This is a genomic window from Mesoflavibacter sp. CH_XMU1422-2 (assembly GCF_037029245.1).
GTDB lineage: Bacteria > Bacteroidota > Bacteroidia > Flavobacteriales > Flavobacteriaceae > Mesoflavibacter > Mesoflavibacter zeaxanthinifaciens.
Window position 1 is genome coordinate 200025 of record NZ_JAYMEE010000059.1, and the last position, 23307, is coordinate 223331.

29 protein-coding genes are annotated in these 23307 nt (G+C 31.4%); 17 read left to right on the forward strand and 12 right to left on the reverse strand.

Annotated features, from left to right (window positions below; genetic code table 11):
- Positions 1-17: 17 nt before the first annotated feature.
- From WA340_RS08595 to WA340_RS08605, 3 genes are read left to right on the forward strand one after another with little or no spacing between them, the layout of a single operon-like run.
- On the forward strand, positions 18-611 hold the full coding sequence (locus WA340_RS08595) for an NAD(P)H-dependent oxidoreductase (RefSeq protein WP_336128510.1): 594 nt from the start codon (positions 18-20) through the stop codon (positions 609-611).
- Between the two features lie 3 nt (positions 612-614).
- Positions 615-2504, forward strand: a complete 1890-nt coding sequence (locus WA340_RS08600; RefSeq protein ID WP_336128512.1) for a monovalent cation:proton antiporter-2 (CPA2) family protein — start codon at positions 615-617, stop codon at positions 2502-2504.
- A gap of 22 nt (positions 2505-2526) precedes the next feature.
- The gene (locus tag WA340_RS08605) at positions 2527-3642 is read left to right on the forward strand and encodes an MBL fold metallo-hydrolase (RefSeq protein ID WP_336128514.1); all 1116 of its coding nucleotides are present in this window, start codon (positions 2527-2529) and stop codon (positions 3640-3642) included.
- Here WA340_RS08605 and WA340_RS08610 read toward each other — a convergent pair.
- The 3 genes from WA340_RS08610 to WA340_RS08620 form a co-directional block, all read right to left on the reverse strand.
- Positions 3632-4282, reverse strand: a complete 651-nt coding sequence (locus WA340_RS08610) for a hypothetical protein (protein WP_336128516.1) — start codon at positions 4280-4282, stop codon at positions 3632-3634. The two genes, WA340_RS08605 and WA340_RS08610, sit on opposite strands and share 11 nt — an antisense overlap.
- Positions 4283-4622: 340 nt before the next feature.
- Positions 4623-5522, reverse strand: a complete 900-nt coding sequence (locus WA340_RS08615; RefSeq protein WP_336128518.1) for an EamA family transporter — start codon at positions 5520-5522, stop codon at positions 4623-4625.
- A gap of 212 nt (positions 5523-5734) precedes the next feature.
- Positions 5735-6367 carry a transglutaminase-like domain-containing protein gene (locus tag WA340_RS08620; protein ID WP_336128519.1) on the reverse strand — a complete coding sequence of 211 codons (633 nt, stop codon included), beginning with the start codon at positions 6365-6367 and terminating at the stop codon, positions 5735-5737.
- A 192-nt stretch (positions 6368-6559) separates the two neighbouring features.
- On the opposite strand from WA340_RS08620, the gene WA340_RS08625 reads away from it, so the two are divergent.
- The 7 genes from WA340_RS08625 (at position 6560) to gloA2 (ending at position 12020) form a co-directional block, all read left to right on the forward strand.
- Entirely contained in the window at positions 6560-7132 is a 573-nt protein-coding gene (locus WA340_RS08625; protein ID WP_027880630.1) for a Crp/Fnr family transcriptional regulator, read from the forward strand.
- 124 nt (positions 7133-7256) lie between these two features.
- Positions 7257-8009, forward strand: coding sequence for a type 1 glutamine amidotransferase domain-containing protein (locus WA340_RS08630; protein WP_336128520.1), 753 nt, complete (start codon positions 7257-7259; stop codon positions 8007-8009).
- Between the two features lie 2 nt (positions 8010-8011).
- Entirely contained in the window at positions 8012-9217 is a 1206-nt protein-coding gene (locus tag WA340_RS08635; RefSeq protein ID WP_336128522.1) for an MFS transporter, read from the forward strand.
- Positions 9218-9220: 3 nt separating this feature from the next.
- Positions 9221-10159: an aldo/keto reductase gene (locus tag WA340_RS08640; protein ID WP_336128523.1), complete on the forward strand. Its 939-nt coding sequence runs from the start codon at positions 9221-9223 to the stop codon at positions 10157-10159.
- A gap of 59 nt (positions 10160-10218) precedes the next feature.
- A complete protein-coding gene (locus WA340_RS08645) occupies positions 10219-11184 on the forward strand; it encodes a TIGR03571 family LLM class oxidoreductase (protein WP_336128524.1) in 966 nt (321 codons plus the stop codon).
- Between the two features lie 48 nt (positions 11185-11232).
- Positions 11233-11634 carry an OsmC family protein gene (locus tag WA340_RS08650; protein ID WP_336128525.1) on the forward strand — a complete coding sequence of 134 codons (402 nt, stop codon included), beginning with the start codon at positions 11233-11235 and terminating at the stop codon, positions 11632-11634.
- Positions 11634-12020, forward strand: coding sequence for an SMU1112c/YaeR family gloxylase I-like metalloprotein (gene gloA2 / locus WA340_RS08655; protein ID WP_442920769.1), 387 nt, complete (start codon positions 11634-11636; stop codon positions 12018-12020). Before WA340_RS08650 ends, gloA2 begins: the two co-directional genes overlap by 1 nt.
- 16 nt (positions 12021-12036) lie before the next feature.
- Here the strand turns inward: gloA2 and WA340_RS08660 are convergent, their stop codons facing one another.
- The 8 genes from WA340_RS08660 to WA340_RS08695 all read right to left on the reverse strand — a co-directional run bounded on the left by WA340_RS08660 (position 12037) and on the right by WA340_RS08695 (position 19334).
- Positions 12037-12558 carry a 5' nucleotidase, NT5C type gene (locus tag WA340_RS08660; protein ID WP_336128526.1) on the reverse strand — a complete coding sequence of 174 codons (522 nt, stop codon included), beginning with the start codon at positions 12556-12558 and terminating at the stop codon, positions 12037-12039.
- Positions 12559-12746: 188 nt separating this feature from the next.
- Positions 12747-13904, reverse strand: a complete 1158-nt coding sequence (locus WA340_RS08665) for an iron-containing alcohol dehydrogenase (protein WP_336128528.1) — start codon at positions 13902-13904, stop codon at positions 12747-12749.
- Positions 13905-13923: 19 nt separating this feature from the next.
- Positions 13924-14556 (reverse strand): nitroreductase family protein, encoded by a 633-nt coding sequence (locus WA340_RS08670; RefSeq protein WP_336128529.1) that lies wholly within the window; start codon positions 14554-14556, stop codon positions 13924-13926.
- 9 nt (positions 14557-14565) lie between these two features.
- Positions 14566-15144: a TetR/AcrR family transcriptional regulator gene (locus WA340_RS08675; RefSeq protein WP_336128530.1), complete on the reverse strand. Its 579-nt coding sequence runs from the start codon at positions 15142-15144 to the stop codon at positions 14566-14568.
- 70 nt (positions 15145-15214) lie between these two features.
- A complete protein-coding gene (locus WA340_RS08680) occupies positions 15215-16135 on the reverse strand; it encodes a YeiH family protein (protein ID WP_336128531.1) in 921 nt (306 codons plus the stop codon).
- A 78-nt stretch (positions 16136-16213) separates the two neighbouring features.
- Positions 16214-17098 carry a LysR family transcriptional regulator gene (locus WA340_RS08685; RefSeq protein WP_336128532.1) on the reverse strand — a complete coding sequence of 295 codons (885 nt, stop codon included), beginning with the start codon at positions 17096-17098 and terminating at the stop codon, positions 16214-16216.
- 3 nt (positions 17099-17101) lie between these two features.
- Complete coding sequence (locus WA340_RS08690) at positions 17102-17830, reverse strand: hypothetical protein (protein WP_336128534.1); 729 nt, start codon at positions 17828-17830, stop codon at positions 17102-17104.
- Between the two features lie 139 nt (positions 17831-17969).
- A complete protein-coding gene (locus WA340_RS08695) occupies positions 17970-19334 on the reverse strand; it encodes an NAD-dependent succinate-semialdehyde dehydrogenase (RefSeq protein WP_336128536.1) in 1365 nt (454 codons plus the stop codon).
- Positions 19335-19526: 192 nt separating this feature from the next.
- Here WA340_RS08695 and WA340_RS08700 point away from each other — a divergent pair, with 192 nt between their 5' ends.
- The 7 genes from WA340_RS08700 to WA340_RS08730 all read left to right on the forward strand — a co-directional run bounded on the left by WA340_RS08700 (position 19527) and on the right by WA340_RS08730 (position 22739).
- Complete coding sequence (locus WA340_RS08700) at positions 19527-19853, forward strand: YtxH domain-containing protein (RefSeq protein WP_027880615.1); 327 nt, start codon at positions 19527-19529, stop codon at positions 19851-19853.
- A 1-nt stretch (position 19854) separates the two neighbouring features.
- Positions 19855-20202, forward strand: a complete 348-nt coding sequence (locus WA340_RS08705) for a hypothetical protein (protein WP_336128537.1) — start codon at positions 19855-19857, stop codon at positions 20200-20202.
- Entirely contained in the window at positions 20202-20405 is a 204-nt protein-coding gene (locus WA340_RS08710; RefSeq protein WP_027880613.1) for a hypothetical protein, read from the forward strand. The genes WA340_RS08705 and WA340_RS08710 overlap by 1 nt, the downstream gene beginning before the upstream one ends.
- Before the next feature lie 12 nt (positions 20406-20417).
- Entirely contained in the window at positions 20418-20852 is a 435-nt protein-coding gene (locus tag WA340_RS08715; RefSeq protein WP_027880612.1) for a hemerythrin domain-containing protein, read from the forward strand.
- The gene (locus tag WA340_RS08720) at positions 20853-21941 is read left to right on the forward strand and encodes a DNA topoisomerase IB (RefSeq protein ID WP_336128538.1); all 1089 of its coding nucleotides are present in this window, start codon (positions 20853-20855) and stop codon (positions 21939-21941) included.
- Positions 21942-22107: 166 nt separating this feature from the next.
- Positions 22108-22269, forward strand: a complete 162-nt coding sequence (locus tag WA340_RS08725; protein ID WP_081653208.1) for a DUF1328 domain-containing protein — start codon at positions 22108-22110, stop codon at positions 22267-22269.
- A gap of 20 nt (positions 22270-22289) precedes the next feature.
- The gene (locus WA340_RS08730) at positions 22290-22739 is read left to right on the forward strand and encodes a ferritin-like domain-containing protein (RefSeq protein ID WP_304141247.1); all 450 of its coding nucleotides are present in this window, start codon (positions 22290-22292) and stop codon (positions 22737-22739) included.
- A 68-nt stretch (positions 22740-22807) separates the two neighbouring features.
- On the opposite strand, the gene WA340_RS08735 is transcribed toward WA340_RS08730, so the two are convergent.
- Positions 22808-23236, reverse strand: a complete 429-nt coding sequence (locus WA340_RS08735; RefSeq protein WP_244906259.1) for an arsenate reductase family protein — start codon at positions 23234-23236, stop codon at positions 22808-22810.
- Positions 23237-23307 lie beyond the last annotated feature (71 nt).

Sequence of the window (23307 nt, forward strand, 5' to 3'; positions counted from 1 at the left end):
TCAACCAAAAATAGCCAATGAAAAAAGTACTCATTCTTTTCGCACATCCCAAATTTGAAAAATCAAGAGTCAATGCAACACTCATCGACCGATTAAAAGATAAGGCGCACGTAACATTTCACGATTTGTATGAGCATTATCCCAACTTTCATATTAATGTGCAACAAGAACAAGAGTTACTACTTCAACACGATATTGTTATTTGGCATCATCCGTTGTATTGGTACAGTAGTCCAGCCATTTTAAAGCAATGGAAAGATTTAGTTCTAGAGTTTAATTGGGCATACGGTCCACACGGAAAAGTACTGCAAAATAAAACCGTTTTTAATGTTATTACTACTGGTGGATCTCGCGAAGTGTATTGTACAGAAGGCTATAATACCTACACCATTAATGAATTTTTAAGACCTTTTGAACAAACTGCTACATTGTGTGGTATGAATTATTTACCACCTTTTGCTGTTATGGGTACGCACCATTTATCTGAAGAAGATTTATTGAATTACGCCAACCAGTACGAACAATTAATAGATTTGCTACAAGTTGATTTTAAGGCAACGCAGCTATCCAATTGTTCTTTTCTTAACGATTTAGAAATTTTAACCGCGTAACATATGTCTGGAAGTTTATTATTTGAAGCAATTGTTTTTCTTGCTGGTGCCATTATTTGTGTATCGATAGCAAAGCGATTGGGATTAAGTTCGGTAATTGGATATTTATTAGCTGGTGTTCTTATTGGTCCTTATGTGTTCGGGTTTATAGGTGAAGAAGGCGAAGATATTTTACACTTTGCTGAGTTTGGCGTTGTAGTAATGCTGTTTTTAATTGGTCTAGAAATTGAACCAAAAAACTTCTGGAACATGCGAAAATCCATACTTGGTATGGGTGGTATACAAGTGGCATTAACAGTTGGTCTAACTTATGTGTTCTTTGCATTTTTAGGTTACGAATGGCAGGTTGCACTCGCTATTGGTATGGCTGTAGCACTGTCATCAACCGCAATTGCTTTGCAAACTATAAAGGAAAAAGGATTAATGAATACCACCTTTGGTTCAAGCTCGTTTTCCATCTTATTATTTCAAGATATCATCGTCATATTTATGATTGGTGCTTTACCGTTATTAAGTAACTCTTCGGAACATGCGAGTAATGAGGCGTCACATTCGGCATCAAGTTTAATTCAAAGTTTACCTATAGGATTACAAACTTTAGCAATTATATTTTCGGTAGTCCTTATTGTTTTGGCTGGTCGTTTTATAGTGGTTCCAATGCTACGTAAAGTAGCACAAACAGGTGTTAGAGAGTTGTTAATTGCAGCTGCGTTTTTAATAGTATTTGGGATTTCATATTTAATGGAATTTGTAGGCTTAAGCCCTGCATTAGGTGCCTTTTTAGGTGGTGTGGTATTATCAACTAGTGAATTTAAACACGAGTTAGAAAGCACGCTAGAACCTTTTAAAAATCTACTACTCGGACTCTTTTTTATGGCGGTTGGTGCCTCTATTAATTTTGTGGTAATTGCGAACAGTCCGTTAACAATTGGTGGTATTTTAATCGCTATTATTGCTATAAAAGCATTGGTACTTTTCATTACTGGGCGTATTTTCAAATTAAAACTCGATCAAAATGTGCTGTTAACTTTTAGTTTAGCTCAAGTAGGTGAGTTTGCATTTGTATTGTTATCGTTCGCCTTTCAGCTTAATATTTTAGAGCAAGAACAAATGGATATGATGCTAGTAATAACTGCAGTATCTATGTCGTTAACACCAATTTTAGCAGTGATCAATGAGCGGTTAATTCTTCCAAAAGTAGGTACTAAAGAATCTATAAAACGACCAATGGATCATATTGCTAAATCGCAAAAAGTAATTTTAGTTGGTTTTGGACATTTTGGTAGTACGGTTGGACGATTTTTGCGTTCTCATGGTGTAGAAGCTACTATTTTAGATTTCGATTCTAACCGTGTCGATTTCCTTCGTAAAATGGGATTTGAAGTGTATTATGGTGATGCCACACGCGAAGATTTGTTAGAATCCGCAGGAATTGCCGAAGCTAAATTACTTATTTGTGCCACAAACAAAGTTTCTGTAGCCAAAGCCATTAGTAAAATTGTAAAAGAAAAATATCCGCATGTTGAGATGTTGGTGCGTACTAAAAACCGTTACGATGCTTACGAGTTATTAAATCTGGATGTAATTAATATTTACCGTGAAACTTTAGATACATCTTTAGCGTTGGCGAGTGATGCACTTAATAAATTAGGGTTTAGAAAATATACTTTAAATCGTCAAGTACAGAATTTTATTAAGTATGATGAAGCCAGTTTAAGGCGGTTAGCTTCTGAACCTAAGCGAGAAGAAGATTATGTGTTTATGGCGAGAAAAGAAATAGAACAGCAAGAAAAATTGCTTGAAGATGACTTTAAACGTGGTATTGTAGCTTATGATAATCATTGGGATAGCGAACATATTAGAAAGCAATTAGAAAAATCTAGTGAAGCGTAAACTTTTAAAATTTTTAAAACGAATGGTGTTAAGCATCGTAATAGTTGTTGCTGCAATCGCATTGGTTGTAGTGTTATTTTTACAATTTAGTCCTCAATTTGGAGGAAAACCATCTAAAGAAGCAATTGAAAGTTATAAAACTTCAAAAAATTATAAGGATGGTGTATTTAAAAACACCAAAGATGTTAAACTCGATATGAGTTTAAAAGATATGGGTAAGGCCTTAATGGGTTTTTTTAAAAGTCAACCAAATACAAAGCCAGAACACGATTTAACTTCAGTAAAAATTGATTCTTTAAATATTGCTAATTACAACGGTGATACACGCTTAGTTTGGTTCGGGCATTCAACATTTTTACTACAAACACAAGGTAAAACTATTTTAATAGACCCTATGTTAAGCAGCGTTCCTGCGCCACATCCAACTTTAGGAAGTAAGCGTTTTTCTGAAGAATTACCTATTACCATAAAACAATTACCAAAAATTGATGCCGTACTAATTTCTCACGATCATTACGATCATTTAGATTACGAATCGATAAAGGCTTTAAAAGATAAAGTCGGTCACTTTTATATGCCACTTGGCGTTGGTGCACATTTACTTGAATGGAAGGTTGATAAAAACAAAATTACAGAACTCGATTGGTGGGAAGAAATTACGTTTAACGATTTAAAATTTGTGTGTACACCAGCGCAACATTTTTCTGGTCGCGGATTATCCGATAGGGCAAAAACACTATGGTCGTCGTGGGTAATTCAATCTAAAAATGACAATATTTTCTTTAGTGGCGATAGTGGTTATGCCGATCATTTTAAAGAAATAGGCAAGAAGTACGGTCCGTTTGACTTCGCTATGATAGAATGTGGTCAGTACAACGAAATGTGGCCAGACATACATATGTTTCCTGAAGAAACCGTTCAAGCAGGCTTGGATGTAAATGCGAAAAAAGTAATGCCAATACATTGGGGCGCATTTAAACTTGCAATGCATTCATGGACAGATCCTGTAGAGCGTTTTATTACATCTGCAGAACAATCAAAATTAAATTTTATTGTACCCAAAATTGGAGGTGTTATTTATACAAAAAACACTGATACGTCAGGAAATAAACCATTTTGGTTTCAAGTTAATCAATAGAGATTTGAGTATCTGTAGGCTTTGTAACAGAAATGAATTCAGTAAGTAAAAACAAAGCAACTATATGGCTTATTACTATAAGAGTTGTAAATATCTTATCATAATGTAAAAATTCATTAATCAAACTAAAAAACATTTGAAAGAAATAAGAAATACCTGCAATTAGTAAAATTAGTCCATTTTGGTATAATTGACTTAAATAAATAAGAGCTATAACTATAAAAAAAGCTGCAAAAAAAGACATTGTACAAAACGCAAAAAATACTTGATTGTTGGGTAATGTTTCAATTAATAATCGAAGCACATAAAAAAACACATAAGCCACAAGCGCAACACTAATTAAAACAGAAGGCGTTAAAATTTTTTTTATTTTCTGCTCATGTAAATAGCGTTTTAAAACAGCTAGATTACATAATAAAAACAACCCATTTAAAAGGGTTATGTAGATAAAATTGGTTTTAAAATTAGAAAAAATCAATACATCAGCAATTATAACACAAACTAAACTTAGTGCATAAAGTATGTGTGTTTTAGTGTTTTTAACAGAAATATATTTAATTAATAAACATATAACTGTTAAGGGTAAAGTGTAAATTAAAGAGTCTTTTTCTTTAAATAGACTTAAAAAAATAGAGGCCATAAAACAAACTATTATAAATACATTTATAATAGATATTTTGTTTAATATCTTTTGATTTAAAAAGCTCAAGGTTTTATATGTTAATGAAAATAATTTTTCCTAAACAATTTATTAAAGTCTACATTCATGTAAGTTACTAATGTTATTTAAAAAGATTAAGGTTTTCTTAAATAATTTTGCATAGAAACATTCTAAATTGCTATAAATTAAAGTGTTCAAACTTTTTTGTAATCAAATTAAAGTTAAAATGTAAGATCTCTATAAGCCTGTTATAGTGTTTAGAATATGCAACTAAAATGATTATTTTTAACTAACTTCTAGAATAATTAATAAATAACGTTTAAGCGTATAATATTAAAAATACACCAAGTAAAATCCCAAAAAGAGGCACTAGTTTTTTTCGTTTATTTTGTTCTTTAAAAATGATGCCTCCTACCAAAACAGCAATCAGAATTTGGCTTCGTTTTATTGCAGAAAGAAGCATAATTAATGCTTCTGGATCTTGTAGAGCTTTAAAATAAAAATAATCTGCAGCTTGAAGTAAAACACCTACAGCAATTATGCTCCACCTAAATTTAAAAGCAGCTCGTTTATGCTTATAAGGAAACCAAGTTATGCTTAAGATTAATATTAAAATAATAATGGTGTAAAAGCAAAACCAAAATTGTAATGTTTGTGGATTTAAATTTAAACTCTGAATTAAAAATTTATCATATAAACCGCTACTAGCACCTAAAAATGTGGCACCAATAATAGCGAAAATGTATTTATTTTTCTTAAAAACAATACCTTCCTTTTTCCCTATTTTAGAATAAAGAAGCACTGAAAAAATAATTAGAAAAAAGCCAATCCATTGATAAAGATTAGGTGCTTCTTTATATATAAAAATAGCACCAATAAATGTGAAAAAAGGACCAGCAGACCTAATTGGTGTGACAATAGTAATGGGTAAATGTTTTAAAGCTTGATAGGCTAGAAGCCATGATCCAGCCATTATTAAAGACTTTATTACTATAAACCCGTGTTGAGACCAAGATATATTTTGAAAATTATAGCCATGTTGCTGTGCATACTCTGGATAAAAAACAGATAATACATAGAAAGTGGCAATAAATATAAATCCGCTAGTTACCGTACCTAGTAATACAGGAAAAGATTCGTTACCGCGTACCGCATGTTTTTTACACAAGTTGTGTAAACCTAAAAAAAGTGCTGCTAAAAGCCCTAAATACATCCACATAATGGGCGCGAATATAAGTTTTTACAATGTTTAAACCTTTCTTAAAAAAGTTTTTTATCTTATACACTACAAAACACAGGGATATTCTTCGTATTTAAGAAATCTTCTGATGATTAGGATGGTAGATGTAATTATTTAATAGGTAATTTTATCTAAAAAGGTAAAAAAAAATGCTAATATTGACTTAGTTATGATTGCAAACCATATTTGTTTTAAATTACAATATGATCATGATCTTTAAATCTTTCATAAAGACTAGGGTAATTCGATTTAAATGTGTCCCTTATAAAATCTAATGGCACATCTTCAAAATGACCATAATCTTCAATGTAGGTCATAAATTTATGATTGTCTTTATTGTATTCTTGCAACACTGCATCTTCGGTACCATTAAAATCTAAAACATCTACATTGTAAATAGCACATAGTTCTTTATTAAACGCAGGCGAACATTTAACCCAGTTGCCATTATAAAATACATCTACCAAACCATGAGGTGCCAGCTCGTTAGTGCCAATCACTTTTTCTAAACGTTCTGTTGCAATGTGGTTAGATACTTTAGCTAAATGTAACCTTGCAGGAATATTGAAGGCGCGTAAACAAGCAATGTATAAAATGGCTTTATCAATACAATGTCCATCTGGTTTTTTTGCAATATTACTGGCTTTAAAATGCGCTTTTGTTAAACCAATATTAAAAGGTAAATAACGCCAACCATCTCTAACTTTTAGATACAATTGTTCTATAATATCTTGTTGAGAGCTTAAATGTTCGACGTCTTTTATAATATCTTTTATGACAGGACTGTCGTAATCGTAGTAATATGTTTTTTCGGTGTAATTCATATTACAAATTTATAACAATTCGCCTCTTACAGCATAATCCAAAAGTATGTTCTTTAGTTCACACGATGAATGTTATATTAAATAAGTGGAAACTAATTTTAAAAGGTTTAAGCCAATGGACTCAAGATAGCTATAATGAAATAGAGTTTGAGGCATGCAGAATTGTAACTTTATAATTTCTATTTTTACAGCATGCAAGACAAATACCAACTCTTAAAACAACACTTTGAAGAAATTGTAACACTTACTGATGAAGAGTGGAATTTTATTGCACCTCATTTTGAACATAAAAAACTTAAAAAACACCAGTTTTTAATACAAACAGGACAACCTGTAGATTGTGAATTTTGGATTATCAACGGACTAATAAAATCTTATGCTGTAGATGAAAAAGGTAGCGAGCACATTCTTCAGTTTGCTATGGAAGACTATTGGGTTAGCGACTACTACGCATTTCAGCATCAAATACCGGCTACAATTTTTGTAGATTGTATTGAAGATTCTGAGTTTTTCTGTCTGTCTCTAGAAAGTCGTGAAACCATTTGTCAAAAAATTCCTGCTATGGCAAATTTCTTCCGAATAAAATCTAATTACGGATTTATTGGTTTGCAGCAGCGTATCCTGTCTTTATTAACACAAACAGCCGAAGAACGTTACGACGCTTTATTATTTAAACTTCCAAAATTAGTACAGCGCGTACCTAAAAAACTGATTGCAGCCTATTTAGGTGTATCTAGAGAAACCTTAAGTCGCTTTAAAGGTTAAAAAAGTGATATACATCACATTTTTTTGTTGCGATACATCACTTTAAAATCGTGACATACATCCTCGCGCAAATAGTGCTTTTCATTGAATTTTGTATCAGAATTTTAAACCAAAAAACAAAACAATGAAAACAAGATTTTATTTCTCAGCAATTGCTTTGCTTTTTAGCATTGCCTTAATAGCACAAACAAAACAAGACAAACCAAGCGTATTAATGGTGCTTTCTAGTCATCAAGAATTAGGTGATACAGGTAAAGACACAGGTTATTATTTAAGTGAAGTTACCCATGCTTACGAGGTTTTTGAAGCTAATAATTATGAAATCACCTTAGTAAGTCCAGAAGGCGGTAATCCACCAGTAGATGGTTTCGATCTTAAAGATGAAGTGAATAATAAATATTGGAATGATTCAACATTTCAGAATAAACTTCAAAACACATTAAAAGTTTCAAAAGTAAAAGCTAAAGATTACGATGCCATTTATTATGCTGGTGGACATGGTACGATGTGGGATTTTCCAAACAATAAAAAGCTAGCAAAAATTGCTGCAAAAATTTATGAAAACGACGGTATTATAGCAGCTGTTTGTCATGGTCCTTCGGCTTTGGTAAATATTAAATTATCTAATGGTAATTATTTAGTTGAAGGTAAAACGGTAAGCGTATTTACAAATGAAGAAGAAGCTAATGTAAAATTAGAGAATGTGGTACCATTTTTATTAGAAGACAAACTTATTGAACGTGGTGCGACTGTAGATAAAGCAGCTATGTGGCAAGAAAAAGTAAGCGTAGATGAACGTTTAGTAACAGGTCAAAATCCTGCTTCTGCAAAATTAACAGCAGAAAAAATTGTAGAACTTTTAGAGGATAAACACTAAAAATGGAAACGCAAACAGCAATTCTAAAAACTAAATCTAAACGTAAAAGTTTACCTGCTGCATTATGGGCATTAACCATAAGTGCATTTGGTATAGGAACTACAGAGTTTGTTATTGTTGGCTTACTGCCAACAGTAGCAAACGATTTAAACACCTCAATATCCTCTGCAGGTTTATTAGTGAGTCTATACGCAGTTGGTGTTGCAATTGGTGCGCCAGTATTAACAGCTTTAACAAGCCAGATCGCAAGAAAACGACTGTTAATTGCTATAATGCTATTGTTTATAATTGGTAACGGATTAGCAGCTATTGCGCCAAGTTTTATCTTACTAATTTTAGCAAGAATATTAACTGGTTTTGCGCATGGTGTGTTCTTTTCAATAGGCTCAACTATTGCGGCTAGTTTAGTACCAGAAGATAAGCGTGCTTCTGCCATTTCTATAATGTTTGCAGGTTTAACTGTAGCAATCGTTACTGGTGTACCCTTGGGAACATATATTGGGCAAAATTTCGGGTGGCGTGCCACCTTTATAGGTGTTGCTATTTTAGGAATTACTGGTGTAGTAGCAAGTTACTTTTTGGTACCAGCGTCGATTAAAACATCAAAACCACTTCGTATTGTAGATCAGTTAAAAGTACTTAAAAACCGTTCTATTTTATTGGTCCTTGCTATTACAGCTTTAGGCTATGGTGGTACTTTTGTAACCTTTACTTATTTAGCACCATTATTAGAAGAAGTTACTGGTTTTTCAGCAAATATGACGAGTGTTTTATTACTAGTTTACGGTATCGCAATAGCGTTAGGAAATGTTATTGGCGGTAAAGTATCTAACAAAAAGCCAGGTAAAGCTCTTTTAATAATGTTTGCACTTCAGGCTATTGTACTTGTGGTTTTATACTTCACTGCAACAAGTCAAATATGGTCAGTAGTTACACTATTTTTTATGGGCATATTAGCTTTTTCTAACGTGCCTGCTTTACAATTGTATGTGGTAAAAATGTCTGAAAAATATTTACCAGGTACCGAAGATGTTTCATCTGCTTTAAATATAGCAGCCTTTAATGTAGGTATTGCAATTGGTGCTTATGTTGGCGGACTTATTGTCGAATCTTCGCTTGGTGTTGGTGCAACACCTTGGGTAGGTAGTATTTTAGTAATAGTCGGCTTTTTAATCACTTTGATTTTATACAAAAAAGAAAAACTTTAGAACATGAAAACCTTACAATTTAGAAATAACGATGAAATGCCGATTTTAGGTCTTGGTACCTTTAGATCAGAACCTAACGAAGTGTACACATCGGTATACGAAGCTATAAAAATTGGATATAGACATATTGATTGTGCATCAGTATATGGTAACGAAAAAGAAGTAGGAAACGCTATCACAGATGCTATTAAAGAAGGTATTGTTACACGTGAAGACTTATGGATTACTTCAAAATTATGGAACGATTCTCATGGAAGAGAAAACGTTATTCCGGCGTTACAAAACACCTTAAACGATTTACAGTTAGAGTATTTAGATTTATACCTAATCCATTGGCCAGTTGCCTTTAAAAAAGGTGTTGAGTTTCCTAAAACAGCAGAAGAATTTATTCCGCTTGAAGACAAACCGCTTACAGACACTTGGAAAGGTATGGAAGATGCTTTAGAGCAAGGCTTAACCAAGCATATTGGGATGAGTAATTTCAACCAAAATGATTTAACAGATGTTATTGATCATGCTAAACATTTACCCGAAATGCTTCAGGTAGAAGTGCATCCGTTTTTACAACAAAACAAACTGTTAGAATTTGCTAAAGCACATCGCATTCACATGACGGCTTATGCGCCAATTGGTTCTGGTGCAAATGGTGATGACGATTTAAATCTGTTGAAAAACAAGACTATTAACGACATCGCAACTGCTAATAGCATGACTGCCGCACAAGTACTTTTGGCTTGGGATATACAACGTGGTGTTTCGGTAATACCAAAATCGGTTAACCCAAAACGTCTACAAGAAAACTTTGACACCATTCATTTTGAATTGCAAGAAGACGATATGAAACGTATTGAAGCTTTAGATAAACATCATCGTTTTATAGATGGTACGTTTTGGGAAGTTGAAAACGGTCCGTATACCGCAGACAGCATCTGGAATGCTTAACAAAACAACATCAGGTAGCTGTGTAGTTACCTGATGTTATTGAATTCAAAAAAAATGCTATGAAAAATTTTGATAAACTATATACACCAGGTAAAATGACACTTGGTATTGAGTTTCCGTTAGATAACGACTGGTCTTTAGAAGGCGATAAAAAAAGAAAGGAAGATGGTAGACCGTTTGGCGTGCCAGATATAAGCAAGCATTTGCAGTACGTTAAACAAATTGATAAGACTGGTTTTGCTGCAGTTTGGATAAGAGAAGTACCCGTTTACGATCCTAATTTTGGTGATGGCGCACAGTTATTTGACACCTTAAGTTATTTAGGATATTTATCTGCCGCTACTAAAAATGTGTTGTTAGGTACAGCTGCAATAGTTTCACCATTACATCAACCTATAAAACTAGCAAAAGCAACCGCTACGATAGAACATCTAAGTGATAGCCGACTTATTTTAGGCTTGGGTTTGGGTGATAGACCTGTTGAGTTTCCTATGTATGGCATAGATTATCAAGAGCGACCAAAATTGTTTAGAGATCATCTTAATATTATGCAAGAGGCTTGGAAAACCAACAGCGATTTATCTACCATATATCCATTTTTAAATAAAGGTGTTGAGGTGTACCCAAAACCAAAACATCAGATTCCGCTAGTTGTTGCAGGATATTCCGGACAAAGTCTCGAGTGGATTGCCAAAAATGCTAATGGTTGGTTTAATTATCCAAGAACACCAGAAGAAACCTATTTAAACCGTAAACGATGGTGCGAAGCGTTATACGATACAGATCAGGCTTGCAAACCTTATATTTCGGCATTTCATTTAAATCTGTTACAAGATGATGATGCCACATTTAAACCACATCGATTTGGTGGTGCAATTGGTATTAATCATTTAACCGAATTATTAAAAGCCTACGAAGAGGCAGGTGTAAACCACATAGCATTACATTTACGAAAATCAGATACACCTTTGGATGAGGCGATTTCAAAAATTGAAAAAGTTGTGCTTCCAGAATTTATACATTAATTTCATAGCGGTTTAAGAAGGTTCTTAAGCCGTTTTTTAATTTTACGTATGAAATATAAAAGTCAAGCATTTTCAATAGCTAATCAAAAAGCTACTATTACTGTAAAATCTTCATCTATAGATTTCGGTATAACCTCAGAAACTGATCTTTCTTTACCAAATCCGGCAGAATTATTTTTATCGTCATTATCTGCTTGCATTTTAAAAAATATAGAACGTTTTTCTCAGTTTATGCATTTTGAATATGAACGTGCAGAAATTGAAATTACAGCGACGCGCTTAGAAAAACCACCGCGAATGGATAATATTTCTTATGAGCTAAAAATTTACAGTAAAGATGAAGATCTAAACTTAAATTTACTTAAAAAAAATATTGAAAAATTTGGCACTATTTACAATACAGTTAAAGATGTTTGTACTATAACAGGTAATATTAAGCAAATAAAATAATGCAGTTACAGTCCGTTCATCATGTTGCCATAATCTGTTCAAATTACGAAATGTCAAAAGCATTTTATACAGACATTCTTGGTTTTAGCATAAAAAATGAAGTTTATCGTAAAGAACGAGATTCCTACAAGTTAGATTTAGCATTAAACAATCAATATGTAATAGAGTTGTTTTCGTTTCCTAATCCGCCAAAACGCGTATCACAACCAGAAGCGACAGGATTACGTCATATTGCTTTTGGTGTAAATAATTTAGAGGAAAGTTTACAATACTTAGATTCCAAAAATATTACTCATGAAGGTGTTAGAATAGATCCTTTTACCAACAAGAAATTTACGTTCTTTAATTATCCTGACAATTTACCTATTGAGCTGTATGAAATTTAACTTTTATTAATTTGTATTATAACAAACGTTCTGCAATTTCTAGCCAACTTGATACTCTGGTATATCCAGTATCGTTAATATTATGTGGTGAGTTAAATAATAATGTATCACCATCAAATTTTTCTAAATTGTAAGTACGATCGTCTATTAGTAAATCACCTTTTAATATAAATTTGTGTCCACACATTATTCTGTGCTGCCAAGTAATAAATGGCATGTGTTGGTCTAGCCAATCACTTTTTTCCTTTAATGAATTTGGAAACTGAGTCGCAGCAGTAGCGATATACACTTCGTGCTTGTTATATAACGCTTCCATAACTTGGATAGCATCTTTTATAGGCTCTAAATCTCTAAAAAATCCTTCTTGGTAAGCGTGTTGTAAAATACTTTTTTGATGTATTTCTGGTACGTTGTGCCATACTTCGCCAGATTTAATATGTGCAAGAGAAAGCTCTTGTTTGTGTTCTTTATTGTATAGTTCTATGTGCTTACCGTAAGTATCGGCAAGTACATCGTCCATATCTACAAAAATTGTCATAGTTTTAATATTTTTTACAAAGCAACAAAGGTTAATAAAGACTGACAAATACAAGCCTTATATTTAATTAAGTCTTAACAGTTTAATACTGTTTTGTAAATATTTGTAATAATTAATAAAAAAACAGAGATTTAAAATGACTTTAAATCTCTGTTTCGCTATATAATCAAACTTTTTAATGTTTTAATTTAGTATGCCATAGTTACTATTTTCTTGGCATCTGCTGGTAATAATTCTTGTTTTTCACCAAGTTTCCAGCCACGATCTTCAAAACGTTTTTCAATTTCTTCAGCAGTACCTTCATACTTATCTGTGTAATCAGATAATTTAGTATCTATACCTAATTGATGGAAAAACGCTTCGGTTTTTTCAATAGCAGCATAAGCTTTATCATCAATGCTTCCTTCAGTTACATTCCAAACACGTTCTGCGTATTGAGCTAATTTTTCTTTCTTAGCTTCAAAATTATATTTGTAATGGCTAGGTGTAATTACTGCTAATGTTCTGGCGTGATCAATACCAAATAAAGCGGTTAATTCGTGTCCCATCATATGGATAGCCCAATCTGTAGGAACGCCTTGTTGTATAAGTCCGTTTAGTGCCATAGTACAACTCCACATAAAGTTAGAAGCCGCTTTAAAATCTGTTGGGTCTTCTAATACTTTTGGAGCAACTTCTACTAAGGTTTGCATAATACTTTCGGCAAATCTATCTTGTAATAACGCACCAATAGGATAGGTCATGTATTGTTCTAATACGTGTGTAAAGGCATCTGTTATTCCGTTTGCCAATTGACGTTGTGGAATAGAAGTAATTACCGAAGGATCTAATATTGAAAACTGCGGAAATAAACCAGGTCCGCCCATAGCTAATTTTTCTTTAGTTTCTTCTCTGGTAATAACTGCGCCAGAATTCATTTCAGAACCTGTAGCAGGTAAGGTTAATACAGTACCAAATGGCATCCCTTTTTCTGTACGTACTTTATTTATTAAAATATCCCAAGGTGTGTCACCGTCGTAAACTGCTGCAGCCGATAAAAATTTTGTTCCATCAATTACAGAACCGCCACCAACTGCTAATAAATAGGTGATGTTTTCTTCTTTAATGACTTTTAAAGCGTTCATTAAAATATCATATTCTGGATTTGCAGGAATACCACCAAACTCGGTAACATCTACATTAGCTAAAGCGGTTTTTACTTTATCGTAAATGCCATTTTTTTTAATACTACCGCCACCATAAAGCATTAATACTTTGGCATCTTGTGGTATTTGATTTTTTAGTTTTTCTATTGAATCCTTTCCAAAAATGATTTTGGTAGGATTTTTAAATTCAAAATTGTTCATTTTCTTTCTCTTTTTTTAATTAGTCAATTACGGTTACTAAATCTTCCATAGGTTTTCTAACCTTTACAAGATTTACCAACCAATCATTTTCTTCTTCTCTATAACCAAGCGGTAACAATACTGCACTACGTAAGCCTTTTTCGCGTAAGCCTAAAATTTTATCTACAGCTTCAGGATCAAAACCTTCAATTGGTGTTGCATCTACACCTTCAAAAGCAGCAGCTGCGATTGCTTGAGAAAATGCAATGTAGGCCTGTTTTGCCGCGTGATTAAAGTTTTCTTCTTCGTCTTTTTGCGGATATGCGTTTAGTAACATTTGACGGTAATTTTCCCAACCTTCATTTTTAAAACCACGAATATCGTTGGTTAGATCGAACATGTAATTTATGCGATCTGCAGTATAGGTGTCCCAAGCAGCAAAAACGAGTAGGTGAGAGCACTCTGTAATAACTCTTTGGTTCCAAGCTATTGGTTTAATTTGTTCTTTAATGTCTTGTTTTTTTACTACAAAAATTTCGAAAGGTTGTAAACCACTAGATGTTGGTGCTAATCGTGCAGCTTCTAAAATACGTTCTACTTTTTCTTCTGGTACGGCTTTACCGTTCATAGCCTTAGCGGCATATCTCCAATTTAATTTATCTAATAATTCCATAGGTTGTTTTTATTTTTTTATACTGTTCCAAGCTGCTTCAAAAGCATTTTTAATTAGTGTATCATCTAAAGTAATTGCGCCACGTTTTTGAGATAACATTAAAAAAGCTAACGGGTTTATAGCGTAGGCATATAAAATATAGTCTGAATATGGTTTTATAATACCTTCGGCTTTACCTTTTGCCCATAAATCTAGTAACGGTTGTAAATGTTTAATGCCTTCTTGTCTGCTAGCTTCATCTATCATTGGTGTATTATCACATTGAGCTAAAAACAAAGCGTGTTCGCATTGCTTAAGCTTAAAATCTGCAATACGATTCCAGATGTATTTAAAGGCTTCTTTTACAGGTGCGTTGGCATTATAACCGTTAAACGCATATTTAGTGTATTCACTTTTTACTTCAATATAGGTTTGATTTACTAAATCTTGTTTGTTTTCAAAATACAAATAGATCGTTGCTGGCGATACATTAGCCATTTTAGCAATCTTACTCATAGGTGTAGCATGGAAACCATTGTTGTTTACCAAATCAATAGTTGCCTTAACTAAAGCGTTACGTTTGTCTATGCTTTTTTGAAGTTTTGCCATTACTTTTAATTCTACAATGCAAAGATATTTAAAAAATAAATGAACGTTTATTTTTTTAACAAAGGTTTAATTAATTAAGGATATAAATAAGCGAAAATACAGAAATGCAAATCCATAGTAATACACCAAGAATAAGAGGTTTGCTTCCTGTTTGTTTAATGTCTTTTATTGAAATTGAAGTACCTACAAGAAACAAAGTAGTTATTAATAAACGTTTGGCAATAATAACGATGTTGTTAGAAATGTTTTCTGGGATAAGATGATAACTGTTTAAAATAATAGCTACAATAAAGGCGAGAATAAATAAAGGGAATTTAATTTTTTTATTAGAGTTTTTAAAAGCAAACAATGAGACGATAGCAAGAGGAATAATCCATAGTGTTCTGGATAGTTTTACGGTAGTTGCGATTCTTAAAGCTTCATCACCATAGTTAATTGTCGCTCCAACAACCGAACTGGTATCATGTATAGCAACTGCACACCAAAGTCCAAATTGCTCTTGTGTTAAATTAAAATAATGTCCTAAAGCAGGAAATACAAATAAGGCAATAGAGTTAAGCAAAAAAACAATAACTAATGCCATACTTATTGTCTTAGGTTTTGCTTTAATTGTAGGTGCAATTGCTGCTATAGCACTACCACCACAAATTGCTGTTCCGGATGTGATTAGATGTCCTAGTTTTAAATCTATTTTTAAAAGTTTAGTACAAATAATACCAACACTTAATGTAAGAATAATTGTAAATACGGTTAGTCCAAAACCATCTTTAGTTGTCTGTAATGTCTCTGTAATAAACATACCAAACCCTAAGCCTACAACAGCTATTTTTAATAATAAATGTATTGCTTTGGCATTATAAGCCTTATAAGGATTATTAAAAATTAAGACAAAAATAAACCCTAATATAAGCGCTAAATAACTGCTTAAATATCCTAAAAGTGAAAGTGTTATTATAAATAAATAAGTGAGTTTTGCTAAGCTATTTTTCATACCGTTAAATTTTATTAACGATACAAAATTAGAGTTAAGCTATAATTTAACACCAAATTATTTTGGTATTAAGCATAACTAAAAGTTATGACTGTTTTTTATAAAACGTTCCAAGTTTTCAAGTTGTTTTGAGATGTATCCTGTACGTTTTACAAAGTAAAACCATCGATTTATAGTAAAATCTTTAATGTCTATTACTTTTAGTCTATTACTTATTAAGTCTTCTGTAACAGCATTTATAGAAAGTAGTGCGTAATCTTCTGAATGATATAAATAATTTTTAATAGCTTGAGTACTATTAAAGGTAACAACTACATTATTTAATTTAAGATTGTTGATTTTCAGCGTTGAATCTATAATACTCTTTGTACCAGATCCAGATTCACGTTGTGCTATAGGTAAATTTACCAAAGTGTTTTTTGTAATAATACCTTTAGAAAATGAAGTGTTATTAGTGTTTGTAACTAAAACAATTTCATCTTTTATAAATTTAGAATAGTGCAGTTTTGGATTAGAACTTTGTCCTTCGGTAATTCCAAAATTAATAGTCTCTTTTAGGATTAAGTCTTCAATAGCAATTGTATTGTCGCTAATAATATTGAAAATTGTATTAGGAAATTGATTTCTAAATTTAGCAATCGTTTTTGGTAAAACATAATTGGATAGAGTAGTGCTTACACCTAAATTTATAGTCTCCGGAAATGTTTCATTCTTATAAAGAAATTGCTCGTCTATTTGATTATAAATTTCTATAATCTTATTGACATAAATTAAAAAAGACTTTCCTTCTTTGGTTAAATTTATTGAGTTTCTTTTTCTTGTAAAGAAAGATGTTTTATATGTCTCTTCTAGGTTTCTTATAGTTTTTGAAATTGCAGGTTGAGAGATGTGTAGCTGTTCTGCTGCTTTAGTAAAGCTTAGATGTTGTGCAACGACTTTAAATATGTGTAGTTTTGTTTGCATAACTTACTTTATGATTTTGGTTTTTTGTAATATAGAAGTAACCTTTTTGTATGCTAATAGATATAACGTTGCTGTAAAAAAACCTATTAATGTACCATAATATATACCAAATTTTGGATAAACTATAGATACCGTTAACGAATAGATTATTAATGAAAACATACCAATAGGTACATTTTTTATAATGGTATGTACGTGTTTTTTTGAATATGTAAAATGAATAATAAGCATTAACGGAAAAAGCGTAGTGGGAAACGCTGAGAATAATCCTGACCAGTTAGATGCAAAATATTTTGGTGCATTGGTTATGGTTAAAATTATTAAAGCCGCACAAATAGCTCGTAAAAAAAGAATACGATAATTTAATTTTACTTTTTGGCTAATGGTAATATTTTCGATTTGCTTGAATAATCTAATGTAAAGTAAAGCGAATATTACAGGAATTGTAATAGCTACGTAAGTGTTTAGCTGTAAAAACGATAATATCCAAACAACTAATAAATATGCAGCAATAGCACTAACCGAAGACCAAAGGATATTATACGTTTTAAAGTATAATGACGCTTTGTAATAAACATATACAAAGGTAAGAGCTGCTGTAAGGCCTACCATATTAAATATGGCACTTTCGGCAGCAAATTCGGGTGATTCTTCTAATCCAAAAAAAGAATAATGTAATGGCAGATCCTGTTGGATAACCTGATAAAATTCCTGCAATTTTAGGACTAACATTTTCTGCTAAATACGATAAGCCTACAACAAAACATACTGCAACTAAAAGCTTTATAACTATTAAATATTCCACAGGATTTCAAAATTTTGAAAATGAATAAAAGCTACAAATGTAGTATAACAGTTTTAAGTAGTCGCTTTACTTTTTTATATAAACAGTTTTTTTGTTGACAAACTCTAAAATTCCTTCTTTTGATAACTCTCTTCCATATCCAGAAGCTTTTGTACCACCAAATGGTAATCTAGGATCAGATTTTACCATATCATTAATAAATAATGCTCCATCTGGTATATCTCCTATGTAATTATAAATATTATCTGTGTTTTCAGTAAAAATCATAGTACCTAAACCAAATCTAGAGTTTGCAGCTAACTTAATTGCATGTTCGTTATCTTTTGCTTTAATTACAGCAGCAACAGGACCAAAGGTTTCTTCTTTAAAAACAGGCATATCTTCAGTCACATCGGTAATAATGGTAGGTTCATAATAAGCTTTATTTCTTTTATTGCCTAAAATTATATTAGCACCCAAGTCTATAGATTTATTAACCTGTTGTTCTAATTCTTCAGCTAAGTCTTCTCTAGCCATAACGCCAATAAAAGTATCTGAATCTTCAGGATCACCAGAGTTTAGCTTAGAAACTTCATCTTTAAAACGACTTATAAACTGATCATAAATTTTTTCAGATACAATAAATCGTTTAGCAGCAATACAACTTTGACCAGTATTTTGCATTCTAGCCTTAACCATAGTATCTATGTGTTTATCTAAATTAGCATCGTCAAAAACCACACAAGCATTATTTCCTCCTAATTCTAAAACAGTTTTTTTAAGATTTTTTCCAGCTACAGCAGCTATGCTTCTTCCTGCAGGTTCGCTTCCTGTTAGTGTAACCGCTTTAACAATATCGTTTTCAATAATATCTTCAATTTGATCGTGGTTAACTAACAGCGTTTGAAAACATCCTTTTGGGTAACCAGCTTCTTCAAATAAATCTTGAATTGCTAATGCTGTACTAGTTACATTAGAAGCATGTTTAAGCAAGCCAACGTTACCAGCTGTAAGTGAAGGTACAGCAAAACGCATTACTTGCCAAAATGGGTAATTCCAAGGCATTACCGCTAGTACTACGCCTAAAGGATCATAACTAATAAAACTTTCTTTTGCGTCTGTTTCAATAATACTGTCTGCAAGAAAATCTTCTGCATTAGTAATATAAAAATCGCAGAGCCAAACACATTTTTCTATTTCTGCAATGCTTTGAGAAATTGGTTTTCCCATTTCTTTAGTCATTAGTTTTGCATAAGTTTTTTTCTTGTCTTCTAATAAGTTTGCTAAATTTTGTAAAAGGTTTGTACGCTCTTTTATTTCTTTAGTTTTCCAGTTCTCAAAAGTGTTTTGTGCATTATCAAGAATTATTTTTAACTCATTATCTGTATGAAAATTGTAAGTTTTAAGTTCTTTTTGATTGTAAGGATTTGATGTTATAATTGAGTTTTTCATAGTAAATTTTATTTGTGTTAAAATTATGAATTATTCGTAAAAATAGTTTTAATGAAATGTGTTTTAACAAACTTTTATCAGTTTATTTAAATTTTTATTAAGAATATTTCAATAAATACTTATTAATTTTGAGATGAGGCGTTAATGATACGTTTCACTTCAAATTAATATTAACAATCAAAAAAAATTATTATGAGCAACAACACAAATTCAGCATTAGGATTATTATTAGGAGGAGCAATTGGAGCAACTTTAGGAATCTTATTTGCGCCAGATAAAGGAAGTAATACTAGAAAAAAATTAAGAGACGAAGCTATAGCTACTAAAGAGAATCTTGCTACTAGTGCAATGGATTTAAAAGATCAAGTAGCTAATACATTAACAACAAAAAAAGCAACTTTAGATGCACAATTAGAAAGTGTGGTTTCTGACGCTAGTTACAAAGCAGATGATGTTATTTCTACTTTAGAAAAGAAGCTTAAAGATTTAAAAGAAAGAAATAAAAAATTACAGAAATAAAATGTCTGTATTCGAACAAATCAACCAAACCTCAAGTCAAGCAGTAGATAAAGGTGAAGAGTTTTTAAAAAAATCTCACGAGTACTACAGACTTAAAATTTTCCAACAACTTACATCTTCTGTAAGCTTGTTGGTAAAAGCTGTAGTAGTTGGTGCTTTTATCTTAGTTGGACTTTTGTTTTTAGCAATATCTGCAGCAATCGGTATAGGTAAAGCTTTAGGTAGCGTATCATTAGGTTATCTAATAGTTGGTGCAATATTTATACTTATTTCTGTATTGTTTTATATGTTTAGAAGTAGGATAAATAACAAAGTCATTGCATCACTTTCAAAAACCTTTTTTGACTAATGAAAACACAATATAAAACACAAGAAGATATAAAAAGGGACTTGCATAGATTACAATTAGAAAAGCAAATTGCTTGGGAAGAACTTAAGGTTGTAAAAAGCGACTTTAAAGATACTTTACAGCCTTACACTTGGATACAAACAGGTTTTAAAATGGCATCCAAAGTAGGAATAATGATGTTAATTAAAAAAATTATAAAATAAACCGCTATTAATATGAATATTTTTGAATCTATTAGAAAAGACCACGATACGCAAAGAGAATTACTTGATCAACTTGTACAAACTACAGGTGATACAAAAAAGCGTGATACAATTTTTAAGAAATTGAAAAAAGAGCTTGAAGTGCATGCAGATGCAGAAGAAAGACATTTTTATAAACCATTGATAAGTGATGATATGATGCAAGATAAAGCCAGACATGGTATTGCAGAACATCATGAAATTGATGAACTTATAGAAAAGCTAGAAGATACGGACTATGACTCTTCAGCTTGGTTAAAATATGCTAAAGATTTAAAAGAAAAAGTAGAACATCATCTAGAAGATGAAGAACATTCATTCTTTCAATTAGCTGGGAAAGTGTTTAATCAAACGCAAAAAGAAGACTTAGCTAAAAAATATAGAAGTTACATGATAGAAAATTTATAGGTGAAAAGCACATCAATAAATAAAAAACTTTACAATCAAATTCTTTTACAACCAGAAAAGGTTATAGAAGAATTTGATTTGGTTTATACCAATCCTTCATATCTAAATATTCAAAGATTAAAAGAAAATAAAACCTTCATATTTAAATATAAAGGGAAAAACTTGACAGATCAAACTCAACTTAAAAGAATAGAAGGTTTAGTAATTCCACCAGCTTGGCGGCAAGTTAAAATTTCTTCACTTTCAAACACACATCTTCAGGCAGTAGGTAGAGATGCAAAACAAAGAAAACAGTATAAATACCATCAAAAATGGAAAGAAATACGAAACCAAACCAAATACTACAAAATGGTTTTGTTTGCAAACCATCTACCCAATATTAGAAAAAAAGTAGACCAAGATTTAGATCAAAAACAATGGACAAAATCTAAGGTTTTAGCATTAGTTGTAAAATTAATGGAAGAAACACATATAAGAATAGGTAACAGTCAATATGCAAAAAAGAATAAAACTTATGGACTAACCACGTTAAGATCAAGACACGTTAATACTTATAAAGATAAAATTCAATTTGAGTTTGTAGGTAAAAAAGGAAAAGAGCACAAAGTTTCAATTAGAAATAAAAAATTAATTAGACTTGTTAATAAATGTGAAGAAATTCCTGGTTGGGAATTATTTCAGTATTACGATCAAGAAGGAAACAAGCAAAAAATAGATAGCACATTATTAAACCAATATCTAAAAGAAATAAGCGGTACCATCTTTACTGCAAAAGATTTTAGGACATGGGCAGCATCTATAATATTTTTTGAATCGTTGTTAGAATTAGGAACAGAAAATGATAAAAACCAAAACAAAAAAAATATACTTAAAGCAATAGATATTGCTGCTAAAGAATTAGGAAACACAAGAAATGTTTGTAAAAAATATTATATACATCCAGCAATAATTAGTAGTTATGAAGATAGAAGTATAGAACAGTTTTTTAATAAAGCAAAAAAACAATCACTTGAAACAGAATATTTCACTTCTTCCGAAAAAGCTTTAAAAGAACTTTTAAAGTCATACACAACACAACTATTATCTTAATAAAAACAACTTTAATCTTAAAGGCATCTTAAATTAGATTTTTTACTGTTAATAGCCGTTAAACTTAGATTAAACCATTGTTAAACAGGCTGTTTGTGGTTAATGTAACCCTTATCTTTATAATAAGATTTGAAAGTCAAGTCTATTAATTAATCACAAGTATAACATGTTACGTTGGACTGTTCTCTTTATATTTTTAGCATTTATTGCAGCCATCTTAGGATTTGGTAACATAGCAGGAAATTTAGCTTTTATAGCAAAACTATGTTTCTTTCTATTTGTTGCTTTATTCATTGGTTCTTTATACAAAGAGATCACAGAAAACTAACAACTAAAAAATCAAAAATTATGGCAACTTACACAGAGCAAGTAGGAAGTAAACTAAACAACTTATTAGAAAAAACATATGATGCAGAAAAAGGATTTAAAAAAGCTGCAGAAAATGTAGAAAATAGCGCTTTAAAAAATTATTTTAATCAAAAAGCACAAGAGCGTTATGAGTTTGGTCATGAATTAAAAGGAGAAATTAAATCTTTTAATCAAGAGGTAGATAAAGGTGGAAGTTTAATTGGAGATGCACATAGAGCTTGGATGGATGTAAAAAAAGTGTTTTCTTCAGATAATGAAGAATCTATGTTAGAAGAAGCAATTAGAGGCGAAAAATCTGCTGTAGAAGAGTATGAAGACGTAATAAACGAAACTTCACTACCAATATCAACAAAAAACATCTTAGAAAAGCAGAAAACAACAATCACTAACGGATTATCAAATATCAAATCGTTAGAAGATTTAAGATAATAATTAAATAGAAAAAGAAAAAGGTCTGAATATTTTCAGACCTTTTTTTTATGATAACAAAATAAATATCATATGTGTTTTTTTTCGTCAATTTCTTCAGAGCTATTATCTAAATATTTTCTAATATCAGAAGGTGTTTCTATTTTATAAAAATTATCTTTTACAATTAAAACCGGATTAGTCACTACAACAGGACTATTTTGCACAATTTTAATCCAATCTTGTTTAGATAACTTAGCATCCTTATCGTACTTTTTTGTAAAATCAGGATGTTCTTTATTAACAAAATCTTTAGGATGTAATTTTAAATTCTGAAATATTTCTAACCATTGTGTACCAGAAACTTTAGTTTTTGTTACATCAATAGTAAACACTTTATTTTTGCTATCTTCAAGATAAGCTAAGGCTTGTTTGCCAATACTGTTTTCTGAACTGTAAATTAAAATGTTTTGGTTTTTGTTAGTAGCTATCACTCCCATTTGGTTTTTATTTTTCATATCACCGTAAGTTAGTAATAATTAGCGTAAAAGGGTCTTAAATTAATGTAAAAAACAACAAAACATAAACA